The following is an 18,971-nucleotide window of genomic DNA, read 5'->3' on the forward strand; positions in this document are numbered from 1 at the left end:
TACTAATGATTTTCAGATGGAATTGGAATACATTAAACGATACCATTAAAGTCAAGGTGATCAATGGATAGGTCACCCTTTCAGGAGAAATAGAATGGAACTATCAAAAAGAAGCCGCTAAAGTAATAATAACTAACCTAATTGGTGTAAAAGGCACACGTAATGCTATCTCTATAAAATCTCAAAATAAAGGTCAAATAGATAAACTAACTCTCCAGGTAACACTACAAAACAATCGCAATTTAGATTGTAAAAAAAATTGAAGTAGTAATTTCTAAATACAATATAGTCTTAAAAGGAACTGTTGATTATTCCCATCAGAAAGAGCTTGCTGGCCGTATAACGTGGAAAGCAACAGTAGTTATAAATGTTGATAATTAATTATTAATTGAAGAAGACTAAATAATACCAAATGAAAATAATTTAAAAACTATGCATTTGTATGAATCGCGCTGATGCAGAAATCATAGACTTCACTGATTGGCTTAAGGCTACAGAAGCAATTTTACTTCATTTTGATGTTCAAGACAAACAGGAAACCTTGCAACAAGTGAAAGCGAAATGCACAACAAACAACAATAGCAAAAACAGAATTATTACTATAAAAGTTAGCGAGCATAATTGAAGATTTTGAGGAAGTTTTACTTTTTTGGTCCAACCAATACAAAGTCGGAACTACTTAATTTTTTAATAGAAAAGCATCATTTTGACAATATAAAAACAGAAAGTATCGATACTGATAACCAGCCCGATAATTAGCAACAGGAATTTATTAGAGAATATTTCAAACATGTTAAAGTAAATGCGTGGTAAATAGTTTCGAGCATCATGATTAACATACTTTTAAAAGTATGTTAATCATGATTTAAACCAAGTGCTTTTAAGTTAAATCTTGCTTCTATAATTAATGAAAAGTCTCTTTTAAGAAAAGCCGAATAAATAACTATAAATTAAACATCCTTACTCTGAAAATACTTTTTTTAATCCTTGCATTTAAAGCGCCAACTGCGCCAATATACATGAATACAACAGTAAAAAAAGTTAAAAACTGAACAAGAAAAGCTCACAAACAAATCTCTTTTTTCAAATAAAAAATAAAAAAACAACTGATATGAAAATACTAATCGTACTTACCTCACATGCAGATTTAGGAACAAGTGGTGAAAAAACTGGGTTTTGGGTTGAAGAATTTGCTGCACCCTATTTTGTTTTTTTAGATGCGGGAGCAACAATAACCATTGCCTCACCAAAAGGTGGTCAACCGCCTGTTGATCCAAAAAGCGAAGCCGAAGATGCGCAAACTGCAGACACCAAAAGATTCTATAAAGACCCTATTGCCATAGACCTCGTAGCACATTCATTAAAACTAAGCACTATATATCAAGAAGATTATGATGCCGTTTTTTACCCTGGCGGTCATGGTCCGCTTTGGGATCTAGCAACTGATAAAAATTCTATCAATCTTATTGAAGGATTCTATAACCATCAAAAGCCAATCGCCTTCGTATGCCATTCTCCTGCTGCTTTAGTCAATGTAAAAGCAAAAAATGGCGAACCTTTGGTTAAAGGAAAACAACTTACTTGCTTTTCTAATACCGAAGAGGAAGCGTTGAAATTAACAAAGGTAGTGCCATTTTTACTTGAAGATGAACTGATTAAAAACGGTGCTCATTACAATAAAGGTAACGGTTTGGAATCCTATGTAAAACAAGACGGATTGCTAATTACTGGACAAAATCAAGCCTCATCAGCAGCAACGGCAAAATTGCTTCTTGAAACCTTAAAAGGCAAAAAATAGGTAACAATCTACGAAATTCTACAAATTTTATCAGCATCATTACTTGATAAAACACCTGTAAATGAATTACTTATGAAATCAGATTACAATAATGTCAATGAACTTGATTCTAACCAGCTGGTTTTCAACTTATTTTAAGTGGACACTAGTGACATTCAATATTAAATATGATAGCCTACATAAAAGACCAGTTAACTCTGGCTGGAAAATTTTCTTTGTTTATTGGAAGATTTTTTAGAGAGATTTTTATACCGCCTTTTCAGTTCAATGAATTCATCCGTCAATGTTACACTACAGGCTACAAATCCCTTCCTCTAGTAAGAGTATTATAGGTTTGTATATTGGGTTTTTACTAATCAATCCAGACCTACAATGACAAAATTTGGCGCTGAGTCATGGTTGCCAAGTATGGTTTCGCTCTCACTAATTAGGGAGATTGCTCCTGTCATTACGGCCTTGATTTGCGCTGGAAAAATTGCTTCTGCGATTGGTGCTGAATTGGGTGCTATGAAAGTAACATCACAGTTGGATGCCATGGAAGTATCTGCAATCGATCCTTATAAATATCTTGTGGTGACTCGAATTTTGGCCACCACCTTTATGGTTCCCTTGTTGGTAATTGTTGCTGATTTAGTGGGTATTTTCGGAGGCTACATTGGTTACAATGTCCATAGTAAAATAAGTTTATTCCGCTATTTTTCAGCAGTAATTGAGCACCTTGATTTTGTAGATCTTCGACCAGCTACTATAAAAACATTCTTTTTTGGATTTTTTATTGGTGTTATTGGGTGCTATAAAGGATTTAATACTTCTGGAGGAACCGCAAGCGTCGGTCAAGCAGCCAATTCAGCGGTGGTAACTGCTTCACTATCTATTTTTATTATTGATGAATTAGCTGCTCAAATAACCGATTTATTTTTCTAAAATCATGAATGAAAAACCTTTAATTTCGATTACTAACCTCCATAAATATTTTGGGAAAAATAAAGTGTTGAACGGAATAGATCTCACTGTAGATAAGGGCGACGCTTTGGTAATTCTGGGTCGATCTGGTTCTGGTAAATCAGTTACAATTGAATGTATTGTTGGATTACTAGAAGTCGATAGCGGAAAAATAGAAGTTTTTGGTACTGATATTACAAAACTAAAATACAAGGAACTCAATAAAATTCGCATGAGAATTGGTTTCCTATTTCAGAACGGTGCCTTGTACGATTCAATGTCGGTAAGGGAAAATTTAGCTTTTACTTTAAAACATCATACAAATAATCTACCCGAGGAAGAAATCGATAGACAAATCAATGAAACGTTGGAAAGCGTTGGATTAGAAGAGGCAATTGACAAAATGCCTTCAGAATTAGCAGGTGGAATGGTAAAACGTATTGGACTAGCAAGAACCTTAATTATCAAACCTGAAATCATTCTTTATGATAAACCAACGGCAGCATTAGATACAATTACTGCAAAAGAAATTAGTGAACTGATACTCTCAGTCCAAAAAAAATACAAAGCAACCTCATTAATCATTACGCACGACATAAGTTGTGCAAAAATGACTGGTAATCGAATTATGATTATAAAAGAGGGGGTAATATACGCCGAAGGAACATATACTGAACTAAAAAATAGCGCTGATGATTGGGTACATTCTTTTTTCGAATAGAATCACCCTAATCAAAAGTTATTAGCCTAAAAAAATTTTAAAGAGATATGATGAAAAAAAAGACAAATAATACTTGGAAATTAGGGCTGTTCGTCATTACATCTCTTGTCGTTTTTTTCGGCACTATTTATTTTATTGGCAAAAGCCAGAACCTTTTTGGTTCGACCTTTCACTTGTAAGCACATTTTAAAAATGCAAATGGGCTTACTATCGGAAATAATGTATTGCTAGCGGGAATAAATATCGGAACAATAAAAGAAATTGATTTTGTTTCTGATTCTACAGTACTCGTCAATATGGTTATCCGTTCTGAAATTCAGCAATACATAAAAAAAGACGCTTCTGCAATTATAGGGTCTGATGGATTAATGGGAGACAAAGTCTTGATGATCTTACCTGGAACAAATTCACGGGAAATTGTAAAGGACTATTCAATGATTACTGCGCTCGAAGCCGTTGGGATGGAAGACTTAATGAGCGGTCTGAAAAAAAGTATCGATAATGCCCAAATAATTACAAAACAACTTTCGGAATTTAGCTATAAGATAAATAATGGAAAAGGCACACTATCAAAAATACTCACCAACGAAGAATTTGCTGAAAACATAAACAAAACATTGAACAACCTTGAAACGGGAACTAGCGAATTTGTAACATTTACAAAAAAAATGAATACCAAAAACGGTACACTATCAAAACTGATGACTGATCCAACATATGCAAATAGTATCGAAAGATCTTTAATTTCATTTGAAAAAAGCGCTGCAGATATAAATGTTTTCTCGGCAAATCTCAATAATAAAAAAGGCGTTGTATCCAAACTACTCGGACAAAAAACGGCCAATACTTTAGATTCTACCTTAATTAACCTTCAAACGGGTACAAAAAAATTAAATGAAATAGAGGAAGCAATAAAACAAAGCTTTCTTTTTCGTGGGTATTTTAGAAGACAGGAAAAAGCTAAAGTTAAAAAGCAAAAAGAGATAAAGGAATTAACAAAATAAGTAGATACCTAAATCTAAAAAATGAAGCGAATCGAATACTATTTACCAAGTATAAATTTTTATATCAACAAACTTAATGTTTTTTTAACAAATTAAACACCTAATAGAATACTAAAATTTAACACTTTATTTATAATTCATTTGACAAAACAGATACTTCAGGTTACTACGCTAGAGCCAAAGAAGGGCTTGAATTACTGAACAAATCGTAAAGTAAAAAAATCACTTATTGCAAAAAGCAAGGTCATTTCAGACCTGATAGTTATAATGTATTTTTGAACTTAATTACAAACTAAAAAAGCTTCAAAATGAAAAGCAATGAAGAACTGCAGAAAAAATGTAGTCGATGGAATCAACTGCGAACCTCTTTTGCAGGCTGCCAAAATTGGAGTAATGGTACAACATGGAGTAGTAACACTAACAGGGTCTGTAAATATATTTGCAAAAAGAGCCGAAGCAGAGCACACTGCAAAAAATGTAATAGGTGTAAGAAAAGTGTTTGAAAACATCAATGTAATCTGTAATGTTAATGACAAAAGAACGGATGTTGATATTATAGCAGCAATTCAAAATGCTTTCAACTGGCATTGTGACATCCCAATAGATAAGGTAACAGTATTGGTCAAAAATAGCTGGGGTCTACTCGAGTGGCGAATTAGAGCGAAATTACCAAAAAGAAGCTTCGAAAAATGTAGTTTGTCATCTTATTGGAATTACAGGCATAACTAATGATATTATTATTACTACTTCATGACTCTTATCACATTTTAACTATTCTGAACTTAAATTAATGGAACAAAATCAAGGTACATTTAATCTATAATTGGAAGAGATTAACATACCACCAACTGAGCATTCAAAAGATAAATTAAAATTAAAAGGTTCTTTATATAGTATTTCAGTTCAAGATTTTCTAATTCTAGAACACAAAGTTTTTCTTTATGGAAAAAGAAGAAAATAAATTAATTTAACCACTAACAAAGTTGTTATTATAGACTGTAATATAGCAGGGATCAATTCTAAAAGTTGTAGGAAAATATTAAAAAGTTGATTTTTGCATTTCTAAATCAGATTCAAATACAAGATTCTTATAGCGAACTTAACAAATTGTTATTACCAGAGATTATTGTGGATTATTTTGAATTGACTTCTTATAAAAAAGCGGAAGAAATACTTCATTTGCATTTAAAAGAAATTAATTCGATTCCTAAAGAGTATCGACAAAATAAATTAAGGTCCAATGGATTCTTTGACAAGATAATCGTTCAAGATTTTCTAATTCGCGGACACCAAGTATATCTTCATATCACACGTAGAAGATAGCTCAATGAAGAAACTGGGCAAGTCGTCTTTAGTCCCGAAACTTCGGGAGGAATTTAGTAGCAGACGGAACTCGGGTAACACAGGAGTTTGCGTCTTTTTTAAAAGAAATCAATAGATTCCAAGCCAAATGATTGTAATGCCATTGCCTCTTTCTATGGTGTTAGCGGTAAAAATTTACAATAACACTACAAAGATTTCCTAAGTGATTTCAAATCTTGGTATCAAATAAAACACGCAAAAGATTGGCTATTTTTTGTTAAAAACATTGGAAAACCTTTATCAATAGGCGAAACCTCGTTATCTAATGGCGAACTCTATACCATTTTGACAGACAAAACAGCCAAAGGCAAAAAGGGCTCTATAGTGGCCATGGTTGCAGGAACTAAAGCCGAAACGGTAATTGCGATTATTGTAAAATCCCTCTTAAACAACGAAACTTAGTCACAGAAACCACTCTTGATATGGCAGGAAATATGGGCCTTATTGCCAAGAAATGTTTCCCAAATGCAACTCGTGTTATCGACCGTTTTCACGTACAAAAACTAGCTACAGAAGCTTTACAAGAAATAAGAACCAAATACCGCTGGCAATCGATAGAATAGGAAAATGAAGCTATAGAGAAAGCCAAGAAAAGAAAAAAAGGTTAGAATCTGAAGTTTTGACTAATGGAGATACTCTTAAACAATTATTGGCAAGAAGTCGTTATTTCTTATACAAAAACAAATTAAAATAGTCGAAAAACCAACTAGAACAAGCCCATTTCTTGTTTGAATTATATCCCTATATTCAAAAAGCATATAATCTAACTCAAGACTTATGAAATATTTTTGAAAAAACAACCAATAAAATAATTGGTTTTGCCAGACCTGCCAAATGGCACGAAAAAGTAAATCAATCTGGGTTCAAATCATCCAATAGAACATCAAGAACAATAATAAATCATTATCAAAACATATTGAACTATTTTAACAACAGAAGTATAAATGCCTCAGCGGAATCCTTCAATGATAAAATAAAAGCTTTTAGATCTCAATTCAGAGGAGTGAGAAATATAGAATTCTTTCTCTTTAGACTAACTAATATTTATGCTTAATTTTTATCGCTCCACAGGTTTTAGGATTGATCCAGCATTTAGAAGTTAAATCAGAGTTGCGAGAAACGTAGCATTTTTCCTTTTAAAGCTGACTAATATTGATGCATAATTTCTGCTACTCCACAACTTTTGGGCTTGATCCATTATTTCATTATAGAATTAACAATAAAGTAAAAAGCACTACAAATAAAAAACTTCAGCTAGCGCTAGCCAACTAAAGTTTCTTGTACTCAGAGCGGGACTTGAACCCGCACGAACATTGCTGTTCACTGGATTTTAAGTCCAGCGTGTCTACCAATTTCACCATCCGAGCATTTTGTGGTACCTCCAGGGATCGAACCAGGGACACATGGATTTTCAGTCCATTGCTCTACCATCTGAGCTAAGGTACCTATGGCCTTTTTTATAATAAAACAATGAATAAAAAACCCTATTCCAATTAGGGAACGGGATTTTCAAAGAAAGGCGACGACATACTCTCCCACATAACTGCAGTACCATCTGCGCAGGCGGGCTTAACTACTCTGTTCGGGATGGGAAGAGGTGAGCCCCGCCGCAATAACCACCTTAAGAGGTTATAATTGCTTTGGGCAATTATTTGCAAGTCGTAATTCGTAATTATGAATTCGTAATTGCAATAATATCTTAACATACTGAGATAAAGAAAAGTTTTTTTGTTAGAAAGTTTCTTCTCTCCCGATTTGCATCGGGAGAGAAAAGCGTACATAAGCTTACGGGTTATTAGTACTACTCGACTATGACATTACTGCCTTTACATCTATAGCCTATCAACGTGGTCATCTCCCACGACCCTTAAAAGAAATCTCATCTTGTGGTGGGTTTCGCGCTTATATGCTTTCAGCGCTTATCCCTTCCAAACGTAGCTACTCTGCGATGCCACTGGCGTGACAACAGATACACTAGAGGTTTGTCCAATTCGGTCCTCTCGTACTAGAATCAGATCCACTCAAATTTCTTGCGCCCACAGTAGATAGAGACCGAACTGTCTCACGACGTTCTGAACCCAGCTCGCGTGCCACTTTAATGGGCGAACAGCCCAACCCTTGGGACCTTCTCCAGCCCCAGGATGTGACGAGCCGACATCGAGGTGCCAAACCCCCCCGTCGATATGAGCTCTTGGGGGAGATCAGCCTGTTATCCCCGGCGTACCTTTTATCCTTTGAGCGATGGCCCTTCCATGCGGAACCACCGGATCACTATGCTCTACTTTCGTACCTGATCGACCTGTATGTCTCTCAGTCAAGCTCCCTTATGCCATTGCACTCTACGCACGGTTACCAAGCGTACTGAGGGAACCTTTAGAAGCCTCCGTTACTCTTTTGGAGGCGACCACCCCAGTCAAACTACCCACCAAGCAATGTCCCCCGCATAACGGGGTTAGGCCTCAGATAAACAAAGGGTTGTATTTCAACAATGACTCCACAACGCCTAGCGACGCCACTTCACAGTCTCCAACCTATCCTACACATCATTTATCCAAGGTCAATACTAAGCTATAGTAAAGGTGCACAGGGTCTTTTCGTCCCACTGCGGGTAAGCGGCATCTTCACCGCTACTACAATTTCACCGAGCTCATGGCTGAGACAGTGTCCAGATCGTTACACCATTCGTGCAGGTCGGAACTTACCCGACAAGGAATTTCGCTACCTTAGGACCGTTATAGTTACGGCCGCCGTTTACTGGGGCTTCATTTCAATGCTTCTCCGAAGATAACATCTCCACTTAACCTTCCAGCACCGGGCAGGTGTCAGGCCCTATACTTCATCTTACGATTTTGCAGAGCCCTGTGTTTTTGATAAACAGTCGCCTGGACCTCTTCACTGCGGCCAGCATTGCTGCTGGCGACCCTTCTCCCGAAGTTACGGGTCTATTTTGCCTAATTCCTTAGCCATGAATCTCTCGAGCACCTTAGGATTCTCTCCTCGACTACCTGTGTCGGTTTGCGGTACGGGTACTTATTACCTGAAGTTTAGAGGTTTTTCTTGGAAGCCCTTAGGCGCACTATCTCTTTGTCCGAAGACTCCGAGTACTATCGTATTTCCCCAAAACCCGTGGATTTGCCTGCGGGTCTTATAGGTAGGTACTTCAACGAACTATTCCGTCAGTTCGCGGCGCTTTCATCACTCCGTCACCCCATCACAGTAATAACTAGTACGGGAATATTAACCCGTTGTCCATCGACTGTCCCTTTCGGGTTCGCCTTAGGTCCCGACTAACCCACAGCTGATTAGCATAGCTGTGGAAACCTTAGTCTTTCGGTGTGCGGGTTTCTCGCCCGCATTATCGTTACTTATGCCTACATTTTCTTTTCTAACCAGTCCAGCAGGCCTTACGACTCACCTTCAACCCTGTTAGAATGCTCCCCTACCACTTAGAGTAAACTCTAAATCCATAGCTTCGGTAATATACTTATGCCCGATTATTATCCATGCTCGTCCGCTCGACTAGTGAGCTGTTACGCACTCTTTAAATGAATGGCTGCTTCCAAGCCAACATCCTAGCTGTCTGGGCAGACAAACCTCGTTCTTTCAACTTAGTATATATTTGGGGACCTTAGCTGATGGTCTGGGTTCTTTCCCTCTCGGACTTGGACCTTAGCACCCAAGCCCTCACTGTTATGAAACATTATATAGCATTCGGAGTTTGTCAGGAATTGGTAGGCGGTGAAGCCCCCGCATCCAATCAGTAGCTCTACCTCTATATAACTTTACGCATAACGCTGCACCTAAATGCATTTCGGGGAGTACGAGCTATTTCCGAGTTTGATTGGCCTTTCACCCCTACCCACAGGTCATCCGAAGACTTTTCAACGTCAACCGGTTCGGTCCTCCACTGTGTGTTACCACAGCTTCAACCTGCCCATGGGTAGATCACACGGTTTCGCGTCTAACACTACTGACTAAAGCGCCCTATTCAGACTCGCTTTCGCTACGGATCCGTGGCTTAACCACTTATCCTTGCCAGCAACGTTAACTCGTAGGCTCATTATGCAAAAGGCACGCCGTCACCCCACGAAAGGGCTCCGACCGCTTGTAAGCGTATGGTTTCAGGATCTATTTCACTCCGTTATTCACGGTTCTTTTCACCTTTCCCTCACGGTACTGGTTCACTATCGGTCTCTCAGGAGTATTTAGCCTTAGCGGATGGTCCCGCCAAATTCAGACAGGATTTCTCGTGTCCCGCCCTACTCAGGATACCACTATCGTTATCTTCTTTTACTTATACAGGGCTATCACCTTCTTTGGCTCTACTTTCCAGTAGATTCTAATTCAATCCGCAACAAATAACGTGGTCCTACAACCCCAATATTGCCGTAACAACATTGGTTTGGGCTAATCCGCGTTCGCTCGCCACTACTTACGGAATCACTTTTGTTTTCTTCTCCTCCGCCTACTTAGATGTTTCAGTTCAGCGGGTTTGCCCACCTATCGGTGTACTATGTCTTCAACATAGTGGGTTGCCCCATTCGGGTATCTACGGATCAATTCGTGTGTGCCAATCCCCGTAGCTTTTCGCAGCTTATCACGCCCTTCATCGCCTCTGAGAGCCAAGGCATCCCCCATACGCCCTTATTTTGCTTATTGTACCAATCTTAAAATTAATTAAGACCGTTTCTTTTACTTGTCTAATGATAAACAAACAAAAAATGCTTTCTACTTTTTATTATTTTCTTATCTCAATATGTCAATGAACTTTTTCTTTTTGAATAAAGAACATAGAGAATAGATAATAGACTTAATCTATATTCTTTTTTCTATATTCTATCTTCTCGAAGATAGTGGAGAATAACGGAGTCGAACCGTTGACCTCCTGCGTGCAAGGCAGGCGCTCTAGCCAGCTGAGCTAATCCCCCAATCTTTTTTAATTATGAATTGTGAATTATGAATTATGAATTATTGTAATTCGTAATCTTTCAACCCTAGAATTTCCTTTCAATCTGTTTCTATGAACGTTTTTGTATAAATACTTAATAATAAGTACTTAATGCTTTTTTTGTTGTCTCGGACAGACTCGAACTGTCGACCCCTACATTATCAGTGTAGTACTCTAACCAGCTGAGCTACGAGACACTCTTTTTTTTGAGTAAAGAATAAAGACTTAAGATTATAGACTAAATCTATGCTCTATATTCTATTTTCTTTTCTCTCTTTTTTATATAAATTAACAGCAAGAGTAATAAAATGTTGAAACTTGTTTCCAACTTGAACTTTCGTCTTCTTTCCCTAGCGTGTATTACTACTAACACTAAGGCTCTAGAAAGGAGGTGTTCCAGCCGCACCTTCCGGTACGGCTACCTTGTTACGACTTAGCCCTAGTTACCAGTTTTACCCTAGGCAGCTCCTTGCGGTCACCGACTTCAGGCACCCCCAGCTTCCATGGCTTGACGGGCGGTGTGTACAAGGCCCGGGAACGTATTCACCGGATCATGGCTGATATCCGATTACTAGCGATTCCAGCTTCACGGAGTCGAGTTGCAGACTCCGATCCGAACTGTGACCGGTTTTATAGATTCGCTCCTGGTCGCCCAGTGGCTGCTCTCTGTACCGGCCATTGTAGCACGTGTGTAGCCCAAGGCGTAAGGGCCGTGATGATTTGACGTCATCCCCACCTTCCTCACAGTTTGCACTGGCAGTCTTGTTAGAGTTCCCGACTTGACTCGCTGGCAACTAACAACAGGGGTTGCGCTCGTTATAGGACTTAACCTGACACCTCACGGCACGAGCTGACGACAACCATGCAGCACCTTGTAAATTGTCTTGCGAAAAGTCTGTTTCCAAACCGGTCAATCTACATTTAAGCCTTGGTAAGGTTCCTCGCGTATCATCGAATTAAACCACATGCTCCACCGCTTGTGCGGGCCCCCGTCAATTCCTTTGAGTTTCATTCTTGCGAACGTACTCCCCAGGTGGGATACTTATCACTTTCGCTTAGCCACTGAGATTGCTCCCAACAGCTAGTATCCATCGTTTACGGCGTGGACTACCAGGGTATCTAATCCTGTTCGCTACCCACGCTTTCGTCCATCAGCGTCAATCAATTAGTAGTAACCTGCCTTCGCAATTGGTATTCCATGTAATCTCTAAGCATTTCACCGCTACACTACATATTCTAGTTACTTCCTAATAATTCAAGTCAGACAGTATCAATGGCCGTTCCACCGTTGAGCGATGGGCTTTCACCACTGACTTATCTGACCGCCTACGGACCCTTTAAACCCAATGATTCCGGATAACGCTTGGATCCTCCGTATTACCGCGGCTGCTGGCACGGAGTTAGCCGATCCTTATTCTTACGATACCGTCAAGTCTCTACTCGTAGAGGTGTTTCTTCTCGTATAAAAGCAGTTTACAATCCATAGGACCGTCATCCTGCACGCGGCATGGCTGGATCAGGCTTGCGCCCATTGTCCAATATTCCTCACTGCTGCCTCCCGTAGGAGTCTGGTCCGTGTCTCAGTACCAGTGTGGGGGATCTCCCTCTCAGGACCCCTACCCATCGTTGCCTTGGTAAGCCGTTACCTTACCAACTAGCTAATGGGACGCATGCTCATCTTTCACCGTTGTGACTTTAATATCATGTTGATGCCAACTCGATATACTATGAGGTATTAATCCAAATTTCTCTGGGCTATCCCTCTGTGAAAGGTAGATTGCATACGCGTTACGCACCCGTGCGCCGGTCTCTAATTCCGAAGAACTATACCCCTCGACTTGCATGTGTTAAGCCTGCCGCTAGCGTTCATCCTGAGCCAGGATCAAACTCTTCATCGTATATTGTACGCTTGATTGCTCAAGCTATTGTTATTCGACTAAATTCTAGTGGTTTTTTCAAATCTCTCGATTCTATTACTCTTATTCTTGTGTTCTAAGATCTCTCTTAAAACGGCTGTCAATTCAATATGTCTAGGAACGTGTTCTTATCTTGTTTTTAACTCCTTTTAACACTTGTTATAGTGTTTCTCGAAGCGGGTGCAAAAGTACAACTTTCTTTTTAACTGGCAAGAAAAATTTGAAGTTTTTTTAAGATAAATTTTATCTCGTTTGCTTCTCTTTTCTTATCAATCTATCAAGGAACTTTGAGCGTCTTGCGGGGTGCAAATGTAACATCCGTTTTCTAATCTCACAAGCTTTTTGAATCTTTTTTAGAAAATAAATTTTCTCTTTTGATTAACTTTACTTGCCAGTATTTGAAAGAACGTCTGCGTCATTGCGGGTGCAAAACTAACTCCTTTATACCGTTATTCAAGCTTTTTTAAACCTTTTTTTTACCCTTTTCTTAACTTTTACTTTAACTTGCTGAAAACATGGTTTTTGAAGTGTGAAGTTTTTTAAACAAAATAGCAATCTATTAGCCGATACACGCCATTTCAATCCAAAATTACCTATTTCAGTGCGATTATACGGCTACCAACTTCCCTCCCTTATTGACTAAAGCTTTCAAAATTCAATCTTTATTCATGTTTTAACTGCTCTTCAACGCGCACTACTCCTATTAAAAGTTTGTCTAGCCTATTTTATATGGAGAAAAACTATTGTATCAATAAAATGACTTTATCCTTTACCTTATATAGGACGAGGCTTTTCTAATTTCTCCTGTATATAAGGTAACCGAATCTTGTGTTGGCGTTAGTTCTTATCCTCTTGATTGAACTGGATATCTTGATTATTCTAAACCCGCGTTAGGGATAGAAGCGGAAAGCCCACAGTCTCGTCTTTTCGGACGAGACGAGGACTTGTAGCGAATAGCCCGACTCATTATATAAAGAAAGGCGATTATCCTTTACGATAATCGCCTTTCTTTATATAATGAGGAACGCACTGATGAATTTTATTTTTTCAGCCTTTCTATTATCATATTAGAGATTACGGATTTATCTTGAAGCAAGATATCTTTATGGCCAGCATATTGATCTTTTGACTTTATCAACAGCCATGTATTTTCCTGTTTTGTTTTAAGTTTTACCAATGCGAATTCGCCTTTCAGTTTTTTCCCATTAAGAATAAAACTAAGATGTCCTTTTTGTAAATTGGCTTTTGCTTTGCTTTCAAGTTTATCTGACGGATCTTCATCAGCCAATGTATATGTTCCGTTATCCCATACGATAACACTTCCAGCACCGTAATTCCCCTCTGGAATAGTGCCTTCAAAATCTTTGTAAGAATAAGGATGATCTTCAACCATAATAGCCAATCTTTTATCAGCCGGATTCATAGATGGTCCTTTGGGAACGGCCCAGCTTTTTAATACACCATCCATTTCCAATCGGAAATCATAATGCAAGTGTGAAGCCGCATGTTTTTGCACCACGAAAATTAATTCGGATGTTGATTTCTTAATTTCACCTTCTGGTTCGACTGTGGAATTAAAATTACGCTTTTGATTGTATTCCGTTAAAGACATAATTAATTCGATTGTCATTTAAAATTTACGACAAAATCTTAAACTAAATTTTATCTCCAGTATTCTCATCTAAATTACTATGATTATCACCACCTATACTATAATGGTTATTTTCTTCATCTTCACTTCCGGAATTTTCCAATTCATCATCTAATTCTGAACCAGGAATATCTAAGTCAGCCCCAGAAACATCGTCTTCAAAATCTTTCTCATTCAATTCTCTGACATTATTTATTTCAACAGCTGCCTTATTTTTAGAAATGTCCTCAGGATCTATTTCCATCTCTTTTTGAAATTGGTTATAAATATCTTCGCTTGGAGGGTACAAAAGAGAATCTGGTACTTTATTTTTATCTTTCTTCCCCGGTTTTCTTTTTTCAAAGTTCAATTTATCGTTTCTATTATTCATTTTACACTTATTTAATTAATTTTCAGTACACTAAGTTAAACATTTTAAATAGAAATGCTGTTTATATTTATATAAAAAAAATCAAATTATTCAAGGATTTCAAGGTGCCAAAAAGAGATTTTCAATCCAAAAAGGTTTAAATAAACCATAGTACACCTTTTTAAGTCCCCCAAATTCTATTTTTGAAAACATCAAAAGTTTGTCTTAAATGTTGATTAAGCATTAGAAAAACAACGACAATAAGCATAAGATAACCAATAACGGTAAAGATTTCCATATTGGACAATAAAACCGATTGTTTTGAAACCGAACTGATAATTTGTTTCATCGCTAATTTATTGGAATCATCCATCGAATACCCTTTAGACATAAAACTTCTGGTAATTTGCTCGATGTGCATTTGTGTTTCCGGACTTTCGGGAAGAACAAATTGTCTGAATTTTGTAAAATGGGTACTTTGTAAAAACAAACCTGCATTTTGAATCATTGCAAAACCCATTATACTTCCCCAAAAACGCCCAGCAACGCCAACAATTCCGGCAAACGGAGCAAAATGTGTAGGAACAGCAGATACGGTGAATAAGACCAGCGGAACAAATATTACTCCGACAGCCACACCTTGTAACATATACGGAATCGCAATATCCGACAAGGAAGCATCCGGCACGAAAAGGAACGTAAACCAGAAATGAAATAGTGCTAAAAGTGAAAATCCTATTATAAAGATATACCTGGAAGAAACTGATCTGGCCAAAAAGAATCCAGTCAAAATCATCCCAATTACATTTCCTGTTAAATTTAAATATTGTACATGGGCCACTCTTGAAGGCTCCCAATTCCAAACAACAGCCATCGTACTGTGACAAATGTTCAACGTTGATCTGGCAATATAAAAAACCACGGATAATAATAATCCAGTTCGTAGATTCGCATACCGAAAAACTCGCATATCAAAAGTAGGTCTCTTCACCAGCATTTGTCGGGCGATAAAAAACCCTCCTGTTACTAACGCAACAATAAGTGCTGCAACAATTTGTGGGGATTCAAACCAATATTTTTTTTGGCCATAAACCACAAAATAACTACCGCACAAAATAGCGGTAAGCACCAGAATAAAACTGGCCCAATCAATTTGATACAACGGGATTTTTTTATGAAAACGATTGTTATTAAAAGTAATCATGACCAAAGCCACACATACAATTTGGAAGAAAGCCGAACCATACGCCATATAGTTCCAATCGTAATTCTCCAGTAGCCAAACCGCAATATTCATTATAAAAGGAGAAGCCAACATCAAGGCTCCATAATTAATTGTAAAAGCAATAATCACAGCATTTTTAGACTTAAATCGTGCTATCAAAAATTGCCGTAAGGGTAAAACTGGCAATGCCATCAAGACACCTTCGGCCATTCTTAACATAATAAACAAAGAAAAATTTTCGGTGTACGCCGTCAGTATGAATGTTAGAGCAGCTAAGCTATAAATAACCAGAAAATATTTCTTGGTTGGAAAAAACTTAAAAAACCGACTTTCGATGAGAATTGTAGCTAAAAAAGTCCCATGAGTAACACACATCGAGAACTGCAAATCTTCAACTTCTACGTCCAAAAAACTCGCTGCATACGTCACATTTGAAGTATATACTCCCAATAAAACCATAGAATGCAGCATGCAGAAAAAGATAATCGCAATAATAGCCCAATTAGGAACCCAAGATTTAAAAACACGTACTTCTGACATCTGATTATTTGTGTTCAGCGATAACGGTGACATTCATACCGGCTCTAAGAAAGTCCGTTTGTGCATTATTATCCTTAAGTTTTATTCTAACTGGAATTCGTTGTTCTATTTTTATAAAGTTACCCGTGGCGTTATCAGGCGGGAGTAATGAAAAACGCGCACCACTAGCTGGCGACAAAGATTCAATTATTCCCACAAAATCTCTTCCACTTATTGCATCTGCCTTTAGCTCCACTTCCTGTTCAATGGATAAATATTGGAGTTGGGTCTCTTTAAAATTAGCTGTAATCCACTTTTCCTTGCTAACGATGGAAACTAAAGTTTGTCCTTCTTTTATCATTTGTCCGGATTGAATCATTTTTTTACCCACCCAGCCATCATAAGGCGCTGTAATTACGGTATAAGAAAGAAACAAAGTGGCATTGTCTGCAACTGCTTGTTTGGACTGAATTACCGTCTGAGCCGTTGGAATTTTAGCCGAAGCTTCTGAGGTGTTCAATGCCGCCGATTGAATCGTGTTAGCTATTTCCTGATAATGCGCCTGTGCCAATTCATAATCGGCTTTTACTTTTTCAAGCTGTTGTTCAGTAGCTGCTTCCTGACTTACTAATCCTTTATAGCGATTGTATTCCAGTTTGGTTTTCCAAACTTCTGTTTTGGCAGCTTGTAACTGCGATTGTCTAATGGAAGTTACGTTAGAAGTTGTTGCGACATTTTTTTCAATCACAATACTATTGCTTTTTGCATTTTCAACATCGGCTAATGCCATATCTAAATGTGCTTTGTATTCTCTATTATCAATTATAATCAAGGTATCGCCTTTGTGAACAAATTGATTTTCATTATAGCGCACTTCGGTAACATAACCCGTAATTCGGGCCATAATTGGCGTTACATATTGATCCACCTGGGCGTCATTAGTTTCTTCGTGATTTTTATTAAAAATATAAAACCAAATCCCTAAAACAATTCCACCGAGAACCAGCATACCGGAAATCACGGTAATTAATCTATGAAATGATCGATGCGCTCTTGATGAATTATGAACTTTTACCATATAAGTTTGAAACTAAATTATATTAAATTAAATTATTATTTGTTGAGTAATCCTGCTGTATGGAGCAATTCATATTGTTTCATAACGACATCTATTCTAGTGGAAACTTTGTTGAATTTGGCCTGTAGCAGCGCATTATCCGCATCCACCATTTCAGTTATTAACACCAGTTGGTTCAGGTATTTTACTTTTACAATGCGATAATTTTCATTGGCTAAATCCAATGCTTTTTCCGTAACCGGAAGCTTGTCCAGTATTTCCTGATATTGGGTATGCTTTCTAAACAATTTGTCCACCATTTCATTTTTCACAAGCTCGGATTCATTTTCTTGCAAATCCACTTTTAAATTGGCAACCTGAACTTTGGTTTTATTTTTATATAAATGCGACAAATTATAAGTAGCCTCAACTCCTATTTGTCCTATGGTATAGAGATACGGACGATTCAGCGTAAACAACATATAGTCAGGATATTTTAGATTATAATTTCCAAATAAGCTCACCTTCGGATAATAATTCCCTTTCACCATTTTTAACTCTGTTTTTTTAACGTCCACTTCCCTATTTGCAATACGCATTTCTTCGTTTTGAAGAGTTTCTTTAAAATAGAAATCATAGTCTTTCAACAGAGCAATATCGAGTAAGCTTGTTGTATCAATAGCAATTTCTGCTTCTTCGGGCAACTGCAATAGTGTTTTTAACTCTTGAAGTGCAATTTTGATGTTTTTTTTATTGGTCAACGAATGGAGTTCCCGGTCTGAAAGTTGCAGTTCAGAGCGCAACACTTCGTTTTTAGTAACTGTTCCAAAGGTTTTGAAAGCTTTTACTTCTTTCAATCGTTCCTGTTCTTCTTTAATGCTTTCGCCAATGATTTTCTGGAGTTCCATCATTTTATAAATACCTAAAAAAGTAGCTGTCACCTGTAATTGAATATCACTCTCAGTCTTTTCTATCTTGATTTTCGCAATTTCGTTTTCCTCTTTCGACTTTTTAATCGCATTATTGATTTTATTACCAGCATAAAGCGGTACATCAAATTTTGTAACCACATCATATAGTATGGTTCCAGGTTCTGGAGTATACATATGTTTGTCTGAGAAAAAACCGCCTTCATATTCCGTCAAGTCAGATAATCGGGAATACATTGCATTAAAATTAACCTCTGGTAAACGAAGATTTTTTGTCACGGCGATCTCTTTTTCTGAAATACGCTGTTCGATATGAGATTTCTGAATGGTCTTATTATTTTCTTTAGCGATTTTTAAAGCATCATTTAAAAAAAGTGCTGTAGCTTGCTGTGCTTGTGCTGAATTGATTCCATGAAAGAAGAGGAATAATACCAATGCATTTTTTGAAAAATTAATTTTCGATTGGCTCCAAAGAACCTGTTTTTTAAGAAACATAATGTAGATAAAGGAATGTCATGCAAAGTTCCCTAATTTAATCTACGTCGTAAAA

At 37.5% G+C, this 18,971-nt stretch carries 12 protein-coding genes, 4 tRNA genes, 3 rRNA genes and 3 pseudogenes; 10 read left to right on the forward strand and 12 right to left on the reverse strand.

Annotated features, from left to right (window positions below):
* Positions 1–83: 83 nt before the first annotated feature.
* The 10 genes and pseudogenes from AC0J6S_RS15130 to AC0J6S_RS15175 all read left to right on the forward strand — a co-directional run.
* Positions 84–263: pseudogene (locus AC0J6S_RS15130) on the forward strand (BON domain-containing protein); the annotation flags it as partial.
* A 179-nt stretch (positions 264–442) separates the two neighbouring features.
* Positions 443–625: a hypothetical protein gene (locus AC0J6S_RS15135; RefSeq protein WP_165150995.1), complete on the forward strand. Its 183-nt coding sequence runs from the start codon at positions 443–445 to the stop codon at positions 623–625.
* A 486-nt stretch (positions 626–1,111) separates the two neighbouring features.
* Entirely contained in the window at positions 1,112–1,798 is a 687-nt protein-coding gene (locus AC0J6S_RS15140; protein ID WP_474954578.1) for a type 1 glutamine amidotransferase domain-containing protein, read from the forward strand.
* Positions 1,799–1,965: 167 nt separating this feature from the next.
* Positions 1,966–2,722 (forward strand): annotated as a pseudogene (locus tag AC0J6S_RS15145) (MlaE family ABC transporter permease).
* Positions 2,723–2,726: 4 nt separating this feature from the next.
* A complete protein-coding gene (locus AC0J6S_RS15150; protein WP_474954579.1) occupies positions 2,727–3,461 on the forward strand; it encodes an ABC transporter ATP-binding protein in 735 nt (244 codons plus the stop codon).
* Positions 3,462–3,652: 191 nt separating this feature from the next.
* Positions 3,653–4,465: pseudogene (locus AC0J6S_RS15155) on the forward strand (MlaD family protein); the annotation flags it as partial.
* Between the two features lie 318 nt (positions 4,466–4,783).
* Positions 4,784–5,194: a BON domain-containing protein gene (locus AC0J6S_RS15160; protein WP_474954580.1), complete on the forward strand. Its 411-nt coding sequence runs from the start codon at positions 4,784–4,786 to the stop codon at positions 5,192–5,194.
* 399 nt (positions 5,195–5,593) lie between these two features.
* The gene (locus AC0J6S_RS15165; protein ID WP_474956374.1) at positions 5,594–5,788 is read left to right on the forward strand and encodes an ISAon1 family transposase N-terminal region protein; all 195 of its coding nucleotides are present in this window, start codon (positions 5,594–5,596) and stop codon (positions 5,786–5,788) included.
* Between the two features lie 461 nt (positions 5,789–6,249).
* A complete protein-coding gene (locus AC0J6S_RS15170; protein ID WP_474954581.1) occupies positions 6,250–6,390 on the forward strand; it encodes a transposase in 141 nt (46 codons plus the stop codon).
* Between the two features lie 248 nt (positions 6,391–6,638).
* Positions 6,639–6,881, forward strand: a complete 243-nt coding sequence (locus AC0J6S_RS15175) for a transposase (RefSeq protein WP_474956375.1) — start codon at positions 6,639–6,641, stop codon at positions 6,879–6,881.
* A 227-nt stretch (positions 6,882–7,108) separates the two neighbouring features.
* On the opposite strand, the gene AC0J6S_RS15180 is transcribed toward AC0J6S_RS15175, so the two are convergent.
* The 12 genes from AC0J6S_RS15180 to AC0J6S_RS15235 all read right to left on the reverse strand — a co-directional run bounded on the left by AC0J6S_RS15180 (position 7,109) and on the right by AC0J6S_RS15235 (position 18,856).
* Positions 7,109–7,194 (reverse strand) — tRNA-Leu (locus AC0J6S_RS15180).
* Between the two features lie 6 nt (positions 7,195–7,200).
* Positions 7,201–7,273, reverse strand: a tRNA-Phe gene (locus tag AC0J6S_RS15185).
* 68 nt (positions 7,274–7,341) lie between these two features.
* A 5S ribosomal RNA gene (gene rrf, locus AC0J6S_RS15190) occupies positions 7,342–7,451 on the reverse strand.
* A gap of 151 nt (positions 7,452–7,602) precedes the next feature.
* Positions 7,603–10,486, reverse strand: a 23S ribosomal RNA gene (locus AC0J6S_RS15195).
* A gap of 195 nt (positions 10,487–10,681) precedes the next feature.
* Positions 10,682–10,755 (reverse strand) — tRNA-Ala (locus AC0J6S_RS15200).
* Positions 10,756–10,898: 143 nt separating this feature from the next.
* A tRNA-Ile gene (locus AC0J6S_RS15205) sits at positions 10,899–10,972 on the reverse strand.
* Between the two features lie 187 nt (positions 10,973–11,159).
* Positions 11,160–12,673 (reverse strand): 16S ribosomal RNA (locus AC0J6S_RS15210).
* The 16S, 23S and 5S rRNA genes sit together here with 4 tRNA genes alongside, the layout of an rRNA operon.
* Positions 12,674–13,730: 1,057 nt before the next feature.
* Entirely contained in the window at positions 13,731–14,321 is a 591-nt protein-coding gene (locus AC0J6S_RS15215; protein WP_474954582.1) for a DNA polymerase ligase N-terminal domain-containing protein, read from the reverse strand.
* 25 nt (positions 14,322–14,346) lie between these two features.
* Positions 14,347–14,712 (reverse strand): hypothetical protein, encoded by a 366-nt coding sequence (locus tag AC0J6S_RS15220; protein WP_474954583.1) that lies wholly within the window; start codon positions 14,710–14,712, stop codon positions 14,347–14,349.
* A gap of 160 nt (positions 14,713–14,872) precedes the next feature.
* Positions 14,873–16,456: an efflux MFS transporter permease gene (locus AC0J6S_RS15225; protein ID WP_474954584.1), complete on the reverse strand. Its 1,584-nt coding sequence runs from the start codon at positions 16,454–16,456 to the stop codon at positions 14,873–14,875.
* A gap of 4 nt (positions 16,457–16,460) precedes the next feature.
* The gene (locus AC0J6S_RS15230; protein ID WP_474954585.1) at positions 16,461–17,513 is read right to left on the reverse strand and encodes an HlyD family secretion protein; all 1,053 of its coding nucleotides are present in this window, start codon (positions 17,511–17,513) and stop codon (positions 16,461–16,463) included.
* A 35-nt stretch (positions 17,514–17,548) separates the two neighbouring features.
* Positions 17,549–18,856 carry a TolC family protein gene (locus AC0J6S_RS15235; RefSeq protein ID WP_474954586.1) on the reverse strand — a complete coding sequence of 436 codons (1,308 nt, stop codon included), beginning with the start codon at positions 18,854–18,856 and terminating at the stop codon, positions 17,549–17,551.
* Positions 18,857–18,971 lie beyond the last annotated feature (115 nt).

The organism is Flavobacterium sp. TS_SC_5, assembly GCF_056156265.1.